The sequence below is a fragment of the Paenibacillus ihbetae genome (assembly GCF_002741055.1).
In the GTDB taxonomy this organism is placed as follows: Bacteria; Bacillota; Bacilli; order Paenibacillales; family Paenibacillaceae; genus Paenibacillus_AQ; species Paenibacillus_AQ ihbetae.
In genome coordinates this window covers 1,704,711-1,723,448 of record NZ_CP016809.1, presented here as the reverse complement: position 1 = coordinate 1,723,448, position 18,738 = coordinate 1,704,711, and the positions used below count along the sequence as shown (strand labels likewise).

16 protein-coding genes are annotated in these 18,738 nt (G+C 53.5%); 6 read left to right on the top strand and 10 right to left on the bottom strand.

Annotated features, from left to right (window positions below; all coding sequences use genetic code 11):
- Positions 1 to 94: 94 nt before the first annotated feature.
- Complete coding sequence (locus BBD41_RS07915; protein ID WP_099477196.1) at positions 95 to 697, bottom strand: M15 family metallopeptidase; 603 nt, start codon at positions 695 to 697, stop codon at positions 95 to 97.
- Between the two features lie 233 nt (positions 698 to 930).
- Between BBD41_RS07915 and BBD41_RS07910 the strand changes: the two genes are divergently transcribed.
- Positions 931 to 1,455, top strand: a complete 525-nt coding sequence (locus tag BBD41_RS07910; protein WP_099477195.1) for a hypothetical protein — start codon at positions 931 to 933, stop codon at positions 1,453 to 1,455.
- Between the two features lie 326 nt (positions 1,456 to 1,781).
- Here the strand turns inward: BBD41_RS07910 and BBD41_RS07905 are convergent, their stop codons facing one another.
- From BBD41_RS07905 to BBD41_RS07895, 3 genes are all read right to left on the bottom strand, one after another.
- Positions 1,782 to 2,969: a MalY/PatB family protein gene (locus tag BBD41_RS07905; protein WP_099477194.1), complete on the bottom strand. Its 1,188-nt coding sequence runs from the start codon at positions 2,967 to 2,969 to the stop codon at positions 1,782 to 1,784.
- A gap of 29 nt (positions 2,970 to 2,998) precedes the next feature.
- A complete protein-coding gene (locus BBD41_RS07900) occupies positions 2,999 to 3,922 on the bottom strand; it encodes an AEC family transporter (RefSeq protein WP_077569326.1) in 924 nt (307 codons plus the stop codon).
- A gap of 440 nt (positions 3,923 to 4,362) precedes the next feature.
- Positions 4,363 to 5,082 (bottom strand): 3-ketoacyl-ACP reductase, encoded by a 720-nt coding sequence (locus tag BBD41_RS07895; protein ID WP_077569325.1) that lies wholly within the window; start codon positions 5,080 to 5,082, stop codon positions 4,363 to 4,365.
- Between the two features lie 298 nt (positions 5,083 to 5,380).
- Between BBD41_RS07895 and BBD41_RS07890 the strand changes: the two genes are divergently transcribed.
- Positions 5,381 to 7,534, top strand: coding sequence for a class I SAM-dependent methyltransferase (locus BBD41_RS07890; RefSeq protein ID WP_099477193.1), 2,154 nt, complete (start codon positions 5,381 to 5,383; stop codon positions 7,532 to 7,534).
- 171 nt (positions 7,535 to 7,705) lie between these two features.
- On the opposite strand, the gene BBD41_RS07885 is transcribed toward BBD41_RS07890, so the two are convergent.
- The 4 genes from BBD41_RS07885 to BBD41_RS07870 all read right to left on the bottom strand — a co-directional run bounded on the left by BBD41_RS07885 (position 7,706) and on the right by BBD41_RS07870 (position 10,407).
- Positions 7,706 to 8,461: a peptidylprolyl isomerase gene (locus BBD41_RS07885; RefSeq protein WP_099477192.1), complete on the bottom strand. Its 756-nt coding sequence runs from the start codon at positions 8,459 to 8,461 to the stop codon at positions 7,706 to 7,708.
- A 196-nt stretch (positions 8,462 to 8,657) separates the two neighbouring features.
- The gene (locus tag BBD41_RS07880) at positions 8,658 to 9,050 is read right to left on the bottom strand and encodes a hypothetical protein (RefSeq protein WP_099477191.1); all 393 of its coding nucleotides are present in this window, start codon (positions 9,048 to 9,050) and stop codon (positions 8,658 to 8,660) included.
- A gap of 122 nt (positions 9,051 to 9,172) precedes the next feature.
- Complete coding sequence (locus tag BBD41_RS07875; protein ID WP_099477190.1) at positions 9,173 to 9,361, bottom strand: hypothetical protein; 189 nt, start codon at positions 9,359 to 9,361, stop codon at positions 9,173 to 9,175.
- A 320-nt stretch (positions 9,362 to 9,681) separates the two neighbouring features.
- Entirely contained in the window at positions 9,682 to 10,407 is a 726-nt protein-coding gene (locus tag BBD41_RS07870) for a hypothetical protein (protein WP_099477189.1), read from the bottom strand.
- A 348-nt stretch (positions 10,408 to 10,755) separates the two neighbouring features.
- Between BBD41_RS07870 and BBD41_RS07865 the strand changes: the two genes are divergently transcribed.
- The 3 genes from BBD41_RS07865 (at position 10,756) to BBD41_RS07855 (ending at position 16,351) form a co-directional block, all read left to right on the top strand.
- On the top strand, positions 10,756 to 12,207 hold the full coding sequence (locus tag BBD41_RS07865) for a SulP family inorganic anion transporter (protein WP_099477188.1): 1,452 nt from the start codon (positions 10,756 to 10,758) through the stop codon (positions 12,205 to 12,207).
- A gap of 206 nt (positions 12,208 to 12,413) precedes the next feature.
- Complete coding sequence (locus BBD41_RS07860) at positions 12,414 to 14,321, top strand: sensor histidine kinase (RefSeq protein ID WP_099477187.1); 1,908 nt, start codon at positions 12,414 to 12,416, stop codon at positions 14,319 to 14,321.
- Positions 14,322 to 14,461: 140 nt separating this feature from the next.
- The gene (locus tag BBD41_RS07855) at positions 14,462 to 16,351 is read left to right on the top strand and encodes a sensor histidine kinase (protein ID WP_237087027.1); all 1,890 of its coding nucleotides are present in this window, start codon (positions 14,462 to 14,464) and stop codon (positions 16,349 to 16,351) included.
- A gap of 96 nt (positions 16,352 to 16,447) precedes the next feature.
- Here BBD41_RS07855 and BBD41_RS07850 read toward each other — a convergent pair whose 3' ends face one another.
- Both BBD41_RS07850 and BBD41_RS07845 read right to left on the bottom strand, forming a co-directional pair.
- Entirely contained in the window at positions 16,448 to 16,687 is a 240-nt protein-coding gene (locus BBD41_RS07850) for an NHLP leader peptide family RiPP precursor (protein WP_007130823.1), read from the bottom strand.
- 71 nt (positions 16,688 to 16,758) lie between these two features.
- Positions 16,759 to 17,712, bottom strand: a complete 954-nt coding sequence (locus BBD41_RS07845; protein ID WP_099477185.1) for a hypothetical protein — start codon at positions 17,710 to 17,712, stop codon at positions 16,759 to 16,761.
- 236 nt (positions 17,713 to 17,948) lie between these two features.
- Between BBD41_RS07845 and BBD41_RS07840 the strand changes: the two genes are divergently transcribed.
- Positions 17,949 to 18,626, top strand: coding sequence for a general stress protein (locus tag BBD41_RS07840; RefSeq protein WP_099477184.1), 678 nt, complete (start codon positions 17,949 to 17,951; stop codon positions 18,624 to 18,626).
- Positions 18,627 to 18,738 lie beyond the last annotated feature (112 nt).

Genomic DNA, 18,738 nt, shown 5'->3' with positions numbered 1-18,738 from the left:
AAAACAGCAAAAAGTCACATACGTACATCAGCGCATGTGACTTGTCTTAATTGATACCTTCCGAACCTGACCAGCCCTGCTATGCACGGCACTGTTATTTCGATTTCGTCCCTTCCGAATACTCATGGATATCCGGATCGGGAAGCTTGCCGCGCTGAAGTTCGCGGATCGTCAGTCCGAAATCCATCTGCAAATGCGGATAGTCAGGGAATTTGTCCCAATCGCCGCCCCATTCGAACCCGAGCTCTTTGGCGATGGTCACCACTTCCATCCAGTCGGATTTGCCATTGCCATTACCGTCGTATTCCATATCCCAGATGACGCTGCCATCCTCGAGCTTCAAGGCAAAATCAATGGCGAGCCCGTAGTTGTGGAGGGATTGGCCGGCTTTGGCGTTCGTAACGATATCGCCCTCGGTTGTCCGTCCCTGATTGTAAATCCGGGTCTGTTCTTCATGGCTCCGGTATCCGTCGGTGATGATGATCGTGATGCCCCGCTGCTTGGTGAGGCGGACAAGCTCGTTTTTTTGCTTCAGCACATAAGGGTGGAGACCGGTGATTGCCGGCTTTTCTTTGTTATCCAGATCAAAATCCATATCGTTGATGATGCCGGGTATTGCGGTTTGCATCTGCATATAAAATATGGCGAGGAGCAAGGCGGCCAGGAGGACCACGGTCTTTCTTCTACGCTTAATCATGGGAGTTTCGTTTCTACCTACTTTCACAGGAATCACTTACGATTGATTTCTCTCAATCTATTATATCGGTAACCGGGCCCAGGTTCCAACAGCACCGGACTACTGACCATAAGCAGGCATGAATAGCAATCCCTGGTTCTTCGCATGCTAAGTAACTAGATGGAAAATGTTTGCCCGAAAACGATCACGGCGCCATCGTCGCCGGGAAGCCGGGGCAGGAAAGGAGTATCGTAATGAGCAGCATTCAACAGTTGCAAGGAACATTGAATCAGCTGTCCGGCCAATTGGCGGCAGCGGAGCAGAGCGGGAGCATGGAGGATGCCATGTTAATTGCGGGCCAGCTCGGACAGCTTCAGACTGAGCTTCAAAACGCCCAATCCGGCCTCGGTGCGGAGGCCTCCGATTCAGCCAGGCAGGAGCTCGTAAATTGCCGCATCCTTCTGCATGGCATGATGAACGCCGTGGAGGCCATTCGAGCCCGGGCAGCCGAGCAATACCGTCAGGTCCTTGGGGAGAACAAGGCCGCTTTTGAACAGATGGCTGATGCTGCCAAGCAAAGCGTTTACCCGGAAGCCTATCAGTACAGGCAGGTGTTCCAGCAAATGGCGGAGGTCAGTCAGCAGCTGCGACAATGGGACGGCTCCATGCTGGATATGGGTTATCAGATGGAGCGGGGGGCTCAGACCGGCGGCAGCTTGAACGGAGCGGTCCCGATCGAAGAGACGACCATGGATACACATGACGGATGGACGATATAACCTGATGCATGGCTTGTAAAATGGATGAGGCTTGGTATCCGGCAAAGCCTGTCCGTTGTTGAAAGAGCGGCAAAACGGCGGCGGTAAGCGGACATAAGGATACAGAGAGGGGAACCCTAGGGGATTCAGATGTCCATGGGTTCCCTTTTTCATGGAATAGAACGGATAAGAAAAAACAGATGGATTCAGCGGTGAACCGGCGAACCGCCGGGGTCCAAACTTAATCCTGAAGCAGGCTCGTGTTCAGCAGCTCGAGATTTTGTTGCATGCAAAAAAGGAGCCATGCATAAGTGCACGGCTCCTTAAGCTATGGAGCGATCTCCCGCTTATTTCGGCATTTCCCGCCATTGTCGTATCGCTTTATGCAGACGTGACATGGCTTCCTCAACCGTAGCGCGGGTGCAGGCTACGTTCATCCGCATGAAGCCCTCGCCGTCCTTGCCGAAAGTCGCCCCGCTGTTTAATCCCAGCTTCGCCTCTTCGACGAGGAAGCGGTTCAGCTTGTCATGCTCCATCCCGAGCGAACGGAAATCGATCCACAGGAGGTAGGTGGCTTCGGGCAGGGCCACGCTCAGCTCTGGCAGATGCTCCCGGATATAATTTGCTACGTGCTCCATGTTCCCGCGAATATAAACCAGCAGCTCGTCCAGCCATGGTCCTCCTTCACGGTATGCTGCCTCCGTGGCAACGGCTCCGAGCGGCGTAATGGAGCCGATGTGATACCGGTTCAGCACTTTCCGGAAGGTCCGGCGAAGCTGCTCATTGGGAATGATCATGTTGGCTGTGTTCATCCCTGCAATATTGAAGGTTTTGCTCGGCGCGGTACAAATGATCGAACGCGATGCCGCATCGTCGGACAAAGCGGCGAACGGCGTATGGCTGCCCTGCTCAAAGATGAGGTCGGCGTGAATTTCGTCGGATACGACAAGTACGTCGTACTGGCGGCACAGATCGGCCAGACGCTCAAGCTCTTCGCGTCTCCACACCCGGCCGACCGGGTTGTGCGGACTGCACAGAATCAGCATTTTTACACGGCCGCCGGCAAGGCTCTTCTCCAGATCCTCGAAATCCATTGCATAGTCCCCGTCTTCCCCGCGAATAAGCGGGTTAAGCACGAGCTCCCGCTCTTGGTCCTTGACCACGCTATGAAACGGAGGATATACCGGCGTCTGAATGACCACCTGATCTCCCGGCTCCGTAAATGCGTCCACGATCAGGCTCAGCGCCGGCACTACGCCGGGGCAGAACTGGATCCAATCCTTTTGAATGCTCCAGCCGTGACGGCTTTGCATCCATTCCGCAATGGCTTCCTGGTACGAATCCGTCGGGAAGGTGTAACCGAACACCCCATGCTCTACCCGGCGGTGAAGAGCCTCCAGAACGGCAGGCGGGGCTGTAAAATCCATATCCGCAACCCACATCGGCAGCGCGTCAGGCACGCCGAATACGGCGGGAACATTATCCCACTTGTGACAAGCGGTGCAGCTTCGGTCAATAGTCAGATCAAAATTCATATGTCATTTCCTCCTAAGCAAAAATGGAATTAGGCTATCGTTTTGGCCAAAGTTATCAAACCAGTAATGGTAATTACATTCAGTATGGTCGAGATGAGCACCGTTTGTGCAGCAAAATCCGGCTCGTTCTGATATTCTTCCGCGAGAATGGACGAATTGACCCCGACCGGCATCCCTGAGGCGATAATCAACGCCTGTGCCGGAATTCCCTTAAGTCCGAGCAGGAGGACAAGCGCAATCCCGATGGCGGGAGCAACGAGCAGGCGAAGCAGAACGCTCAAATAGACGTCGAGCCGGCGCAGCCGAAGCGGGTATTTGATAATTTGCGCACCGAGCGTCAGCAGGGCGATGGCGACCATCGATTGGTCGGCATAGATCAGCGGCTGCGAGATAAATACGGGCAGCGGCAGGTTCAGGGCATGCAGCGCAATCCCGAGAACGAGCGCGTAAGGGACGGGCATTTTCAGAAATCCGATAATGGCTTGCTTATAGAGACCGTTCGTCTTGGCGCCCTGAATGGAAATGACGCCGTAGGTGAACGTCAGCAGACTCTGAAAGGACATGATCAGCGCCTGAACCGAGGTTGCCATCGGATCGCCCTTGAAGGCCAAATTGTTGATCGGAAGGCCATAGTTGCCGGAGTTGTCGAGAATAAGGCTGTTGGTGAACGCGGCCTTCATGCCGCGGTTGAACTTCCGCTGCCGAGCAACCAGCATGCTGATCCCATACAGGACGGCGATATAGAGGGCGTAGAACAAGGCCACCGTCCCCAGCAGCTGGGGCGACATCTCGGACTCGTACATGCTCATGAACACGGCGGCGGGCGTGATGTAATAAAAATTGATTTTGGCGAGTGTGTACAAATCCAGCTTGAATGCATACTGCATCGTTACGCCGAAGCCGATCAGCACGAAGATCGGGAGTACCACTTCCAATAAAATGTCGGCGATCATGCTGTTGTCATCTTCTTTCCCCGTAAATGTAGCTGAAGGTGAATGCCCTCATCGAATAATAAATGCCTTGTCATTATATCATGGCATAGCGAGGTTGACACGAGAGAAACCTTGAAGATGACGGCATAACCGGGCGTGCTTATCGTAAAGTCGCGTCCTGATATGCATTGAGGGAGCCTTCAATCAGGGCTATAATCTGGATGCTTCATTGCCTATCGTCGCTGTGTCGCGGTAGAACACGCATAACGGATGGTACCGTTGCCATGCGCAGGCATGGTCCGACAAAAAATGCCTCGGTGTGGATCACAGGCAGCTGCGTTTGAGCGCACACAAAGGTACCGCTGGTTAGTGCATTCGCGCTCCGGTTAAAGCACAAACAAAACGGGCGCCCCGCTGCGGCGGGCACCCGTTTGGATGAGCTTCGTGAGAGAAGCGTGCTTTTACTGCGGATTCGTTGTCCAGATGCCGGCGGTTTTGACAAACACGCGCTGCGGCAGCTTCAATGCGGCCAGTACAAGCTCGGCCACATCCTCCGGCTGCAGCATACGGTCCTCATCGCCGATCTTCAGCCCGGCATTGACCGCAAGCTCCGTGTTGACGGTGCTTGGCGTCAGGGCGGTGACGCGGATGTTATGCTTTCGTACCTCCTGCAGTACCGCCTCCGTCAGGCCCATGACGGCGAATTTGGAGGCGTTATAGGCCGAGCCGGTCGCAAAGCCCCGCTCTCCGGCTGTGGAAGAGATGTTGATGACGTCTCCCTGACTGCGCTCGATCATGCCTGGAAGCGCGGCGCGGAGCATATGATAGGTTCCCATCAGATTGACGTCCACGATCCGTTTCCATGCCTCCGGCTCCATCTCCAGCAGATTGCCGAACTGGGCAATGCCTGCGTTGTTAATCAGAATGTCGACGGAGCCGAGCTCCATGCTTACCGCTGCAAACGCCGCTTCGGCTTCCTCTTGTACTGAAATGTCGGCGACGGCAGCGACAGCTTTTACGCCATACTGCTCTGTGACCAGCGCGCTCAGGGATTCCAGATCCGAGGCGGTACGGGCTACGAGTCCGACATGAACGCCTTCCTTCGCGAGGGCGATAGCCAGGGCGCGGCCGATGCCTTTGCCTGCGCCGGTAATCAGGGCTGTTTTATTTTTCAGGGTCATTGAAACGCTCACTCCTTTATTTTGAATCACTTTATATGGTTTCGTGATCAGTATACCTTGTCCGGGCCCCCGGCGCCAAATGCCGGCAGTTCCATTTCACCTGCACAAGTCCTTTTCTGGGACTTGCTCGGCCCCCGGAGCTCGATTTGGCCGGCACAAGTCCCTTTTGGGGACGTGCACGGCAGCCCGGAGCTCCTTGCTTCGATCGCTGTGGAGCAGGATCTGCTATAATCATAACCAGACTACGGGAGGGATAAATCCATCCTGTCCATAACCTTGGAAAGCGGAGGATGAACTTATGCTGAAAGCGCTGGAGATGATCAAGGCCTTTCGCGGCGGGGACGAGTCGGTATGCAGGACGCATCCCTGGCTGCTCATGCTCGTTTCGGCTGAAGAGCGAATCGTGAACCTGGAGCGAATCTCGTCCATCGGGGAATTGGCCCATGCCAATCCTGTGCTGGATTATGTAGAAAGGACGCTAACGATCCTCGACAGCTTGCCGCTGTCCTATTGGATCAAGGAGCTGCTGGAGGAGGTGCTGGCATGGGCCGAAACCGCGAAAGGCGGTACGGTACGGGAGCGGCTCCATTGGACCCGATCCGGTGTCAATCTGTTCCTCCACCATATCGGGTCCGCCCAGCTTTACGAACGGCATGTCCTGGAGCGCCGGGGGAGCATGACGCCGCATGAACAAATGGTGCATACGCTGATCCGGACCCACGGGCTCATCGGCCAGCATATTCGGGGCGAGGTCGCCTTGGAGGAGAACGCCCCGCTGTCCGAACTGGTTCAGGGCGGGCAGCTGACGGCAGAGGAGCTGAGCCGGCTGCTGGTTCCGCTAAACCAATGCATCATCGGCGCGGTGTCCGAGCCGTTATGGCAAGCCGTAAAAGAGGAGACCGCCCAGCTGGTCGTCCGCATAGCCGAAGGCGCCTTCGAAGAGGGATGGAGCCTGCATGACCGGCTGCGCCGTCTCCGCGCGGGCTCGATCCAAAGCGGTGAAGATTTCGAGTCCGAGCTTCAGCGGATTGGGGAGCAGGTCGACCTGCCGTCCGCCTTAAGCGATTTGCGGAACATGACGCTATGGTATGTGGAAGCCGCGCTGCAGGATTTTTCTCTAGAGGAATTCGTGAAGGTGATGCTTCTGTCTCTTCGGGCCGAGGGCGAAGGTTCAGCGGAAGGCAGGAAGGGGACGGAGGAGACGGGCGGGCTTGCCATACATCCGGAGATGCAGCAGCCGATCCGTCATTTAAGCTTCGAGACGCTGATGAATGACATGTATTATGACTATAAAGGGTCGAAAAAGCTGAATGTCTATAAAAAGCGCATGATCGAGCAGTATTTGCGCCAAGCGGACTGGGAAGCCTGCCTAGAAGGAGCCGTCAGCGTGAACCCGCATCTCCGTCACCGCATCGTACGAAAGCCGGGGCTTCCGGACACCGTGTTCTTCACGTTCGAATTTTCCAAGGCGGCTGAAAAATTGATCGAATTCTGCATCGAAGCCGAGAAGTCTCCGCTATATGAGAAAGCCGTCCTGCTGCTGTTCGATCTGTTCGGCCTCCGCCGGGACGCCTACGACCGGTTTCATAACGAGGAGAGCTATCTGGAGGATATGAACAGCACGGGGGACTACAAGCAGGTCATCCTTGATTACGTCACGGGAACGGTGGTGCTGGACATCGGGCCTGGCGGCGGCGTGCTGCTTGATCTCATGGAGGAGCGGATGCCGCAGGTTCGCCCCATCGGCATCGACATTTCATCGAACGTGATCGAAGCGCTGGAGAAACGAAAGCGGCTTGAGCAAAGGTCATGGGAGGTGATGAAGGGGGATGCGCTGCGGCTCAAGCAGTACGTCGAGCCGGGCAAGGTCGATACGGTCATCTTCTCATCCATATTGCATGAGCTGTTCTCTTACATCGAAACAGACGGAAAACGATTCAATACCGCGACCGTCGAAGCGGCCCTCAGGAGCGCGTACGAGGTGCTGTCGCCGGGCGGACGCATCATTATCCGTGACGGCATTATGACCGAAGGGGACGCATGGCGGCGCATCCGTTTTCTCGAGGAGGACGGGATGGCATGGCTGGCCCGTTATGTGGCGGATTTTCAGGGAAGAACGATCCGGTATGAACCGTTGGCTGCGAATGAGGTGCGCATGCCGGTCAATGATGCGATGGAATTTTTGTATACCTATACCTGGGGGGCGGAAGCGTACGTACACGAAGTCCAGGAGCAGTTCGGCGTGTTCACGCCTTCCCAGTATGCCGCGTGCATCCGGAAGACGCTGGGCCCCGAGGCCCGTATTCTTGTGCAGCGGCATTATTTGCAGGAGGGGTATGCCGAAGCGCTGGCAGGCCGGATCGAGCTGACCGATGATGCAGGCCGGGTGACGGCCCTGCCGGACAGTACATGCCTGTTCGTTATCGAAAAGCCGGCCGAGCCGGTCAAATAGAATACAAAAGGCGGTGCAGGATTCATCTCTGCACCGCCTTTTGTTGTAGATATCAGTATGCAGAAGCTTCGAAGAATCTGCTTCCTGATATCGCAAGTAAACTTCCCGCTAAACACAATCTGTCTTCTGTGAGAGTACGTCGATAGACGTTTTTTTAAAGACGTATTCCGTCTATGATTGCTTCTCAGGCTCCGGATAATCCTTGCCGAGGGTGTCGACCGTCACTTTTTTCATGATTGGCATTTTGACCGGCGTTTCGCCATCCGTTTCTACATTCACGATGCCCGTCGCCACGTCTATGCCTTCAATCACCTTGCCGAACGACGCATACAGCTGATCCAGATGAGGCGCATCCGCCACCATAATGAAGAATTGAGAGCCGGCGCTGTTCGGATCCTCCGCCCGGGCCATGGATAAAACGCCCGTCGTATGCTTCAGGTCGTTCTGGAACCCGTTGGCGGTAAATTCGCCGGGGATGCTGTAACCGGGTCCGCCGGTACCGTTCCCGTCCGGATCGCCGCCCTGGATCATGAAGCCGGGAATTACGCGATGAAAGCCGGTTCCGTCATAGAAGCCCTGCTTAATCAGGGAAATGAAATTGTTGACGGTATTCGGCGCCACCTCCGGATACAGCTCTGCCTTGATCACGCCTCCGTCTTCCATTTCGATCGTCACGATCGGATGGCTGGCATCCGGATCGGGTACATTAGCAGCTGTTTCGGATGTTTCAGGGTTTTTCTCCTCAGCTGCGGACCCGTTCGCGGAATCGCCTGTCGAGCCCGTAGAACCGCTTGCGGATTCGCTGGCAGTCCCGCTGCCGTTTGCGCTGCCGGTTTCTTTGTCATTGTTGCCGCATGCGGAGAGGACCAGCAGCACGGCAAAAACGATACCGAGAACAGGCATCCAGCGCATTCTCTGTTTCAGCATTTCATTCTCCTCCTGTAACTAGCTATTCAGGTTAGATCGTATACCGTAACCCATTTTAACACAGGTAGGACAAGTACTGAAAACAACATTCGCAGCGTAAACATAAATAAAAGCCCCCGGAGCTTGACGGCAAGTCCGGAGGCTGCAGGCTGCAGGATGCAGGATGTACGTTTGATTCAAAGGAAGCTTCGAGTCTTTATTTCACTTGATAGATGCCCTCCACTTTGTTCAGCGGGAGCAGGATCCTTGAGCGGTTCTTATCCTTGGCGAGCAGCTCAATGAAATCCGTGCCGATCCGGACAAGCCGGATCCGGTTAAAGGCGCTGCCTGTGGAAAAGGTAGTGCGCACGCCGACCCGGATCGTCCGTTTCGGCGGCTTAACGTCAAATACCCGGATGGACTCGAGGCTTGCGGGCACGAACAGCTCACCCTTCACAACGATTAACGGGTTCTTCAGCACCCGCTGCAGCCGGCCGGGTTCGAGCCCCATATTCGGGCCGTTAATTTCTGCAAGATGCCCGACTAAAGAGGCCAGCCGCTGCTGCAGGGATATATTTTGCATCAAGCGGGTCAATCGAGGTCCGCTCATCTTCACATCATCCTTCCGAATTCATATGGTGTAGTGTATGTGGGAAGGCATCCTATGGGTGAAAGATGAGAAGGACTCCGCACCAGCTTTTGCGCCCATAATATCGCAGCGGGGGCAGGGGTTCAGCCGCTCGAAGTCTCGTTTCCACGATGGCTGGTATCGCTGCCATCCGGCTTCTCTCGCTTGACGCTGTCGGGAATAGGAACACTGTCGGGATAGGACCCTTCAACGAAAAGACCAAATTTCTCGTCGATGTCACGCTCGGTCACAAGTGGGATGTCACGCTGGGAAGGCTGCTTCATGTGCTTCATGGCGATTCCTCCTGCTCCTAGGTTATGGTACATCGTAGATTAAAAGATAAAGAGCTTGGCCGGTATAAATAATAGTGGCTTGACCCATACTGAATTACTATAAAAAGACAGAATATGGGAGGCTCGGTATGGAACGAAAGGGCAATATACTAACAGCACTCATATGGGGAACCCTGATCGGTATCCTGCTATGGATGTCATTGCTTGGCTGGCTGGACATATTGTTCGGAAAATAGATTCATAGAACAGGACCCGCTTTCACTGTGATGAAGAGAAGGCGGGTCTTGATTTTTCATAGGTCAGGCATCCCCGGGTCCGGATTAATCCTCGTCGCCGTTGCTCCCGTTGAGAAGATCCGTTCCGTGCATCAGATCGGTCTGCGGGGCAGCGGGGTCAACCGGGCTGTCCGCTGAAATCGCGTCGGCATCCGGGACGTCCGGAAGCGGCGTGTAATCCTCATCGTCACCGGCTGAACCGGTGATGAATAGATCCTGTCCCTGTCCCAGAAAAGCCGTGCCGCTTCCGGAAAAGGCGGCATCCGCTGTTACGCGGCGCTCTGCATCGCCGGTGTATTCCGCGATCACCTCATCCCCCGGACGGGTCGGCGGCTCACCTTCAATGGACATCCATTCCCGCGCTTCGCGGTCATTCCCTTGGACGAAGGCTGCATTTGCCGATGCCTGGTCCAGAGGAAGCCGGCCCTCCGCTTTGAGCTCCTGCCCATCGATGGCATCTGCCGAGGACCCGGAGGTCGGCTCCCCGGCGATCGTCCGGTTATCAGGCTCCGCACCTGCTGCTTCCCATGCGTCAAGCGCGCTGTGGTCCGGATTCATCGCCTCCGGCGGCTTCGCGTCCGCGGGGGCAGGTACATTTTGGTCATATCCGCTGTGGTCGGCCTCCTCGCTGCTAAGGCTCTGGGTCGTGTAAGTGTTCACGTCCCGCATGTCATCCTCCGGAATCAGATTCGTCTCGTCGGTCTTCCGCTTGGTCTCATATTCCAGATATATCAAATCAGGCAGCGTATTCCGATTGTTTTCGTCGCGCATCGTTGTTAACTCCTTTCCAACCATCCACTTCGGGATGTTTACTTTTATACTCCGACTTTACCCGCTGGGTCAGGAATGAATCGCTTTTCGAAGGCCGGTAGGCAGGTCGCAAGCCTATTGCTAGCATTCCCGGCCGCAAGAATCATTATGAAATTTCTGAAACTGGGATATAGATGCGCTATCATTCGAATTTAAGAGAATTTCCAAGATAAATCGAATTGAATGCGCTTTATTGATATCTGAAAACAGTGGCCGCCTTGATATATAATCGGAAAAGTGATTATCGGACCCGGCAATCCTGAGAGTGGGGCGCCAACAATATGATACGAACAGGATGTGATTTTCTCTTTGTTTGCATGGATTAAACAAGGCTTCTTTGGCAATACGCGTAAAGATATTTTATCAGGACTTACCGTAGCATTTGCACTTATCCCCGAGGCGATCGCCTTCTCGATCATGGCCGGCGTCGACCCGATGGTCGGCTTATATGCCTCCTTCGTCATCGCGGTCAGCATTTCGTTCTTCGGCGGCCGGCCGGGCATGATATCGGCTGCAACCGGGGCGATGGCTTCCCTGATGGGACCGCTCGTAGCCAAGCATGGGATTGAATATTTGTACGCCGCTACGGTTCTTACGGGACTTCTGCAATGGCTGATGGGGGCATTGAAATTCGGACGGTTTATTACTTTCGTTCCGCAGCCGGTCATTACCGGCTTTGTGAACTCGCTGGCCATCATTATCTTCCTGGCCCAGCTTCCGAACTTTGTCGGGGAATCCTGGCCGATGTATCTGATGGTGGCCGGGACGCTTCTGATCATCTACGTCCTGCCGCTGCTTACGAAGGCTGTTCCTTCAGCCCTTGTGGCGATCATCGTCATGACGATCGTTGCGGTATGGACCGGGGCTCCGGTGCGCACGGTCGGAGATATGGGCAACATTACGCAGACGCTTCCGTTTTTCCATATCCCCGATGTGTATATCAGCCTTGAGATGATCATGACCATACTGCCTATCTCCTTGGCGCTCGCAGTCGTGGGAATGACCGAATCGCTGCTGACGGCTTCGCTTGTGGATGAATTGACCGAGACCGACAGTGACAAGAACCGGGAGATTCGGGGACAGGGCATCTCGAATGTCATTACCGGATTTTTCGGCGGGATGGCTGGATGCGCGATGATCGGACAGACGGTCATCAACGTCAAATCCGGCGGCCGCACGCGGCTCTCAACGTTCGTTGCAGGTGTGTTCCTGCTGTTTCTGATCATCGTCCTCGGTGATGTCGTCAAGCAGATTCCGATGGCTGCCCTTGTCGGCGTGATGTTCATGGTGTCCATCGGCACCTTTGAATGGAATGCGCTCCGGACGCTGCACCGGATTCCGCTCGGGGATACGGTGGTTATGCTCGCGACGGTCATCATCGTTGTTGCAACCCATAACCTGGCCATCGGCGTCATGATCGGCATCGTGCTCAGCGCGCTGAATTTCGGCTGGAAGATGGCGAGAATTTATGCTAACCCGCATATCGAGGCCAATGGGGTCAAGGTGTATGAAATTCGGGGACAGCTGTTTTTCGGGACGGCGATGTATTTCATCAAATTGTTCGATGCTCACAACGATCCGGACCATGTGACGATCGACTTTTCCAAATCGCATGTGTGGGATCAGTCCGGAACGGACGCAATTTCCAAAATATTTAATAAGTACAAGGAAGCGGGCAAGCATGTTACCATCGTCGGCTTGAATGAGGAAAGCAAGCGGATGGTTGAAAGAATAGGGCTTGCTTCCAGTTCTTCACATTAACCTCTAGGGATTGCTGTTTGCCATTATAATGGCGGACCGGCAGTCCCTTTTCATTTTCATAATAACTAAAATTTTTCTGACAACTGATGTTGTTTTTCATGGTATATTGATTGTAAATGAAGACGAAGTTTGTCGAATGGACATGACGCGTAAACGCAGTTAGACCTTACATTATGAAACGAAGGACGGTTAGAGGTGCGCACAAAATGAAGGATGTACCTAAATACATACTCCTGCTGCTGCTGATACTGCCGCTCATGTCATTATGGGGGGCTCCCGCTCATGCGCAAGCAGCTCCCGCCGTAATCCCCGACTGGCAGGTGCTGTGGGAGTTCGAGAATCGGGAAGGGGACGTGAATCCAGCAAGCGTCAGGAACCGAAGACAATGGATTGATGCGCATAAGGATGCGGCACCCCCATCCCGGCCGGACGGGGTTGTTTCGTCATGGAACCGGTTCACGCTGCCGAAGCTGCCGCCGGGACAATCGGCTGTGCTGATCGAGCGGGTGAAAGGGCAGGATGTGTCGGCGTTCCTGGAAGATCTGCCGTTATACGAAGTGAAGCGGAATTTTGTATATATGAACCATACGCTGCTGCTGCCCGTTAACGGGGAGGATGCCGGCAAAACCGTCTATATCTGGTCAAAGGGGACGGATACCGCATTAGGAATCCAGGGCGATATCGAGCTCGGAGAATATGAACATATGCGGGGAGTATTCATCAAGAAGGATCTGGAGGATTTCATTCTTGGCGGCTCCTTATTGTTCATCGCGGCGGTTATGACCGTATGCTGCCTGTTTCTCCCAAGGCATACGGTAGCCAGCTGGCTTGCCTTGTGCGTCGTTATTTTTGCGTTCGGCGCGCTGCTCATTGCCTATTCGCCATTCCTCTACACGTTTTATGGCGATCTGGGAAGCGTATGGGTAACCCTGTTTGATACGGCATTGTTCGCTATTATGCCTGCGATGTTTTTTTACTTTGAAAAAATCTACGGTCCGGGTCCCTACCGGGTCATCCGCTATGGCCGAAGATTCCAAATGGGTTATTCCGGGCTGTGCCTGATGCTGCTTATCATTCAGCTGGTCGGCCCCCATCCGTTTCATGATCTCTATTATTTGTTTACCGTGAAGATCCTCGGCATTCTGATTATTCTGGAGCTGTCGCTGCTTATCGGAATTACGATCCTGTATGCCTCCAAACGTAATAAAGACGCTTATATTTTCTCGTTCGGATTCGGCATGATGGCCCTGCTGACGCTGGGGGACCTGATAAGCTTTTATTTGAAAGGCCGCAACTATGAATTCTATCTATGGAAATGGGGCGTTATTGCGCTCGTCGTATCGCTGATCGTCATGCTGGGGCGAAAATTCGTCAGGAGTCATCAGCAGGTGCTCGAATACTCCCGGGAGCTGGAGCTGTTCAACAATGAGCTGCAGCGCTCCGAGAAGATGGAGATTATTAGCGAATTGGCCGCGTCGGTGGCGCATGAGGTCCGTAATCCGCTGCAGGTAACGCGCGGCTTTATGCAGCTGCTCTCCCAGAGCGCCAAGCCGGATGAGAAGGAATATTTCGCTTTGGCCTTGAAGGAGATGGACCGGGCGTCTGGGATTATTACGGATTTTCTGACGTTTGCCAAGCCGCAGGTCGAACAGATCGTGCCGCTGAACGTATACGAGGAGCTAAAGCATGTTACCGGCATTCTGCTTCCGCTTGCCAACCTTGCAGGCGGTACGATCGAGCTGGAAGAAGCGGAGGACTTGTATATCACCGGTAATTCCTCCAAGCTGAAGCAGGCGATGATAAATATCGTGAAGAACGGGATTGAAGCACTCGACGGGGAAGGAACAGTCCGCATCTGGGCATATGCCCAATCGAATGAGGTCATCATCCATATCCAGGACAATGGGGTCGGGATGGATCCCCTTGAGCTGACCAGACTCGGAGAGCCGTATTTCTCCAATAAATCCAAGGGAACAGGTCTTGGTCTGATGGTTACCTTCCGGATCATCAAGTCGATGAATGGCTCCATCCACTTCAACAGCAGAAAAGGAGCCGGCACCGAAGCGATTATCCGCTTCCCCGCTTGTGCCCCGGATCAAGGAAGCTCAACATGAACGCTACAGGAGATGCCGCATCGGTATCTCCTGTTATTTTATAGAAAATTTTTTCATAATTACGAATTTTAGAAGGGGGAATGTTTAAACGCATCGAATACTCTTTAGAAGGTATTCATTATAATGTTTGAGGTGCGTGCATGAGACCTGGATGGAGAATCGGTATGTTCCTGATCATCGCAATTGGTATTACCCTCGGTATTCCGGGGTTAGCCTCCGGCGCTTCCGGTGCGCCAGCATCGGCTGTGATTAAGGAGTGGCGGATTCTATGGTCGGATGCAGGGGAAGTGCCGGATCGTGCGCCGCCTGAGAAGGAGGTCTGGGCGGAGGGCTCCGCGCGCATTGCCGAACACCCGAAGCCACAGAGCAAGACGTCGGCTTGGATTCATATGAAACTTCCGGATGACGCTTCCTCCTCGCAAGGCATACTGATAGACAAGCTTCACGGACAGCAGGTTGCGGTGTTTGCCGGCGAACGGAAAATCTATGAATCCGCAAGAACCTACAACTATGAGCTGAACCATGTTTTGCTCCCGCTGCATGAGGATTTGTCCGGCCAGGACCTGTATATATGGCTGGAAACGGCGAGAGATCATATTACGGTCGATGGAAAAATCCTGATCGGCCCCTACCACGAGCTTCTGAATCGGTTCGTCCGATCGAATCTGGGCGATATCATTTTAGGCAGCGCCTTCTTATTCATTGCCTTCGTGATGCTCATCTGTGCTGTTTTTCTGAACAATAAATACCTGGCCGCCGTCCTGTCTTTGGCCTTAACCATCTTATCCGTCGGCATCCTGGTGTTTACTTACTCCCCTTTTCTTTATACCGTGTTTGAACAATACGGCAGCATCTTTACTCACATGTATGACATTTCATTATTTGTCCTTCTGCCTTCGTTCAGCCTGTTTTTCGAAAAAATATTCGGTCATGGCTGGAAGGGGATGCTTCACAAGCTGCGCCAATTCCAAGTGTTTTACTCCCTGTTTTGTTTTCTGTTCCTGATCGCCAATCAACTGGCCGAAAACCGTTGGTTTGGGCTGTACTACTTCTTTTCCGTTCAGGTGCTCGGCGTTGTCATGATCCTGCAATTCATGCTGCTGATCGGAAGCTCAATGTATTTTTCCCTTAAAGGAAACAAGGATGCCGTCATTTTCAATGCAGGCTTTGCCGCGTTTGCCGTCGTCGGATTGGGCGAGCTGCTTCAATTTTTCCTCAGCCGTGGCAGCTATAATCTGTTTTTATGGAAATGGGGCGCTGTCGTCTTTATCGTGTCGCTCATCGTTATTCTGGGGCGCCATTTTGCCAAAAACCATGAACAGATTCTCGAATACTCCAAGGAGCTGGAGATGTTCAACAATGAGCTGCAGCGGTCTGAAAAGATGGAGATCATCAGCGAGCTTGCGGCCTCGGTAGCCCATGAAGTCCGCAACCCGCTTCAAGTAACTCGAGGATTTCTACAGCTGCTCATGGGAAAAGCCAAGGCGGCTGAACGCGAATATCTGGATCTGGCTCTGGTGGAGCTGGATCGGGCGTCGGGCATTATTACGGATTTCCTGACTTTTGCCAAGCCGGAGTTCGGCAAGGACACCGTCCTTCAGATCTCCGACGAATTCAAGCATATCGAGGGGATCCTTGCGCCCCTTGCGCATCTGCACGGCGGGAAGATCACCGTGGACATTCCCGAGGAGCTTGCGGTACGCGGCAATTCCTCCAAGTTCAAGCAGGCGTTCATAAATATTATTAAGAACAGCATTGAAGCCTTGCAGGAGGAGGGGCTGATCCAGATCCGCTGCTATCAGAAGCAGGGACGGGTTTACATACACGTCGTGGATAACGGCGAAGGAATGGGGGAGGATGTGCTGGCCCGGCTGGGGGAGCCGTATTTCTCCAACAAGACCAAGGGCACCGGACTCGGGCTTATGGTCACGTTTCGAATTATCGAGGCGATGGATGGCAGCATCCATTTTACAAGTAAAAAAGGAGTGGGGACGGATGCAGTGATCACGCTGCCTGCAGCTTACGAATAAAATCGTAAGCTGCGGGCTTGGCGGAAGGCTTCCAGTCCCCACTCTTTGCTTCGTGTTCTTCTATTTATGAGTAAATCCCGGGCTGTTATGTAGTCTTTACCAGATGGCTCTTTCCTTGGCTTCGGACTTGATCACGCCTGCCGGATTCGGAGGAATGACCAGGTACAGCTCATTGGGCTGCTCTTCGAGCGTTCTTACTTCAATGTGGTCGGGGATTCGCACGCCAAGAACTTCCTTGATCGCTGATTTGGGATCGCTGACCAGCTTTGCTTTAAAGCTAGGATCCTCCCATGCTTTTTGAATCAGTTGCGTTTGAAAGATGGCTTCTGTTGTCATTAGAATCACCCTTTCAAATAAATGGTTATTATTTACTCTTTAAGGATACCATGGAATAAATTTAAAATCTATTATTTTTTGGTTGATAAAGAGAGGTAATAGTTTAACCCTCCGAAAGTTAAGGTTTGCTTGCTGTTTTCGATATGATTCGCATCCCGAATGAGCTCCTCTACCAACGTATAATGGAAGGATATCAGATTCGGGGCGTCAATCGCCGTCTCTGTCAGGCGGGTATGCGTCTCAGCCGCAACCGCTGCATAAGGCTTCAATAGGTTGTGGACATAAATCGCCTCCTGGGCTTCCGTTTCGGTTAGCGTCGCATTCCATGGACGCCCTAATCTTGCTTTAATCATGGCGAGCAAGCAGTTGTAGCTGCCGTCTGCCAGATCCTGCCTCCAGTCCATCCAATCGTCCATCATCTGCAAGGTCAGCAGCACGTGGTTCATCATTTCGTTCGCGGATGGTATCAGCTCTGGACGATCAGCCAGCAGAAGGACGGCGGTGCTGCCGAGTTTAACCGGAGCGGCTTTCTTGGCGACCTCCATCGGTTTGGTCACGAAATAATCAGCGCTGTTCTCGTGTATGACGCCATCCGACCACTCTTGATTGTAATCTTTGAGAAACTGCCAGAATACGGAGTCAGGCGGGAAGTAGGCTTGGTACATCGTAAGGAATTCCGAGTATAGAAGCGTTGCGAGTGCGAGATGCTGTTTCACATGGAGCGGGGATGGGCTCTCCTGAACGGAGTCCATGATGTCATCTTGAATGAAATAGTAGAGCATGCCGATGATGTTGGCTGCTGCCAGGTGGCGGTAATGTTCTGCAGGGAGCGTGGTAAGTTCCTTCATCCAGAAGGGAAGCAGATAACATATGTAGTTTTTGGAGCTGTCTTGCTCGAAGACATCGAAAGCGCGCAGATACGAAATTCCGATTTCGTCCAAGGGCGGGGGCAGGTCCGATAATCGGGCTTCGCATTGGGCGAATACGGCCGCAAGATCATCCTCGAATGGCTTGAACCAATTCATCGAATCACCAGCCTATTTCTATTGTATTGGGAATAACTTACTTTTAATTCTAGCATGAACGGCCTAATAGTTAAATATTACCATTCATAATTATTGGCAGCCTCTTCCTGTTGAGTCGGTATGGGAATTGGTGGAATGATGCCTATTGACCGGAATCTGTTGTTTGATCTCGTCCGCAGACGTTTAAGAATGGAGTGAACACCGATAACTGAAATGACCATAAGGAGGTAACTCATATGACTCAGAAGATTGTTGGTGCTTTTCGTTCGGAAGAGGAAGCAACTCGCGCTATAGAGGATTTGAAGGCGCAGGGATTCAGAACAGATGAAATCTCGGTCATTGCGAAGGATCGCGGTGAAAGCTCGGCGATTGAGGAAGAGACAGGGACGAAGGCGCCGGAAGGTCTGGCCTCCGGGGCGGCGACAGGCGGCGTCCTGGGCGGCGTAACCGGACTGCTCGCCGGGCTTGGCGCGCTTGCTATTCCGGGCATCGGCCCGATTGTCGCTGCAGGCCCCATCGCAGCCACCCTTACAGGTGCTGCCGTCGGAGCAGGTGCCGGCGGGCTGGTTGGCGGATTGATCGGACTTGGCATACCGGAGGATCAGGCGAAAGAATACGGAAGCTACGTCGATGATGGGCATATTCTCGTCATGGTGGATGCGGATGAGAGCCGCGGCGGCAAGGTATATGATATCTTCCGCAGCAATAGCGCGCTCAATGAGCATCATTACCGCCAAGGAACAACGTATAATGGTACCGGCTCCCCAATCGATTCCCGAATGGAATCAGCTGCGGCTACCGAGGATGCCGTTCCGGATCCGAATTTGTATCACGGCTATGGCGACGGGGACGGAGGCGCGGTGAGACCTGATGGTGTGAGCACGAATCGCGATGGGTCATCCAAGCGACTTTAAGATTTGAATCTCTACTATAAATGAGGGGCTGTCCCACAAGATCATCGATCTGGGGCAGCCCCTCTTCCTGCTGTCAAGCCACTGGGTAACCATAATGGTGCCCTTTCCCGTG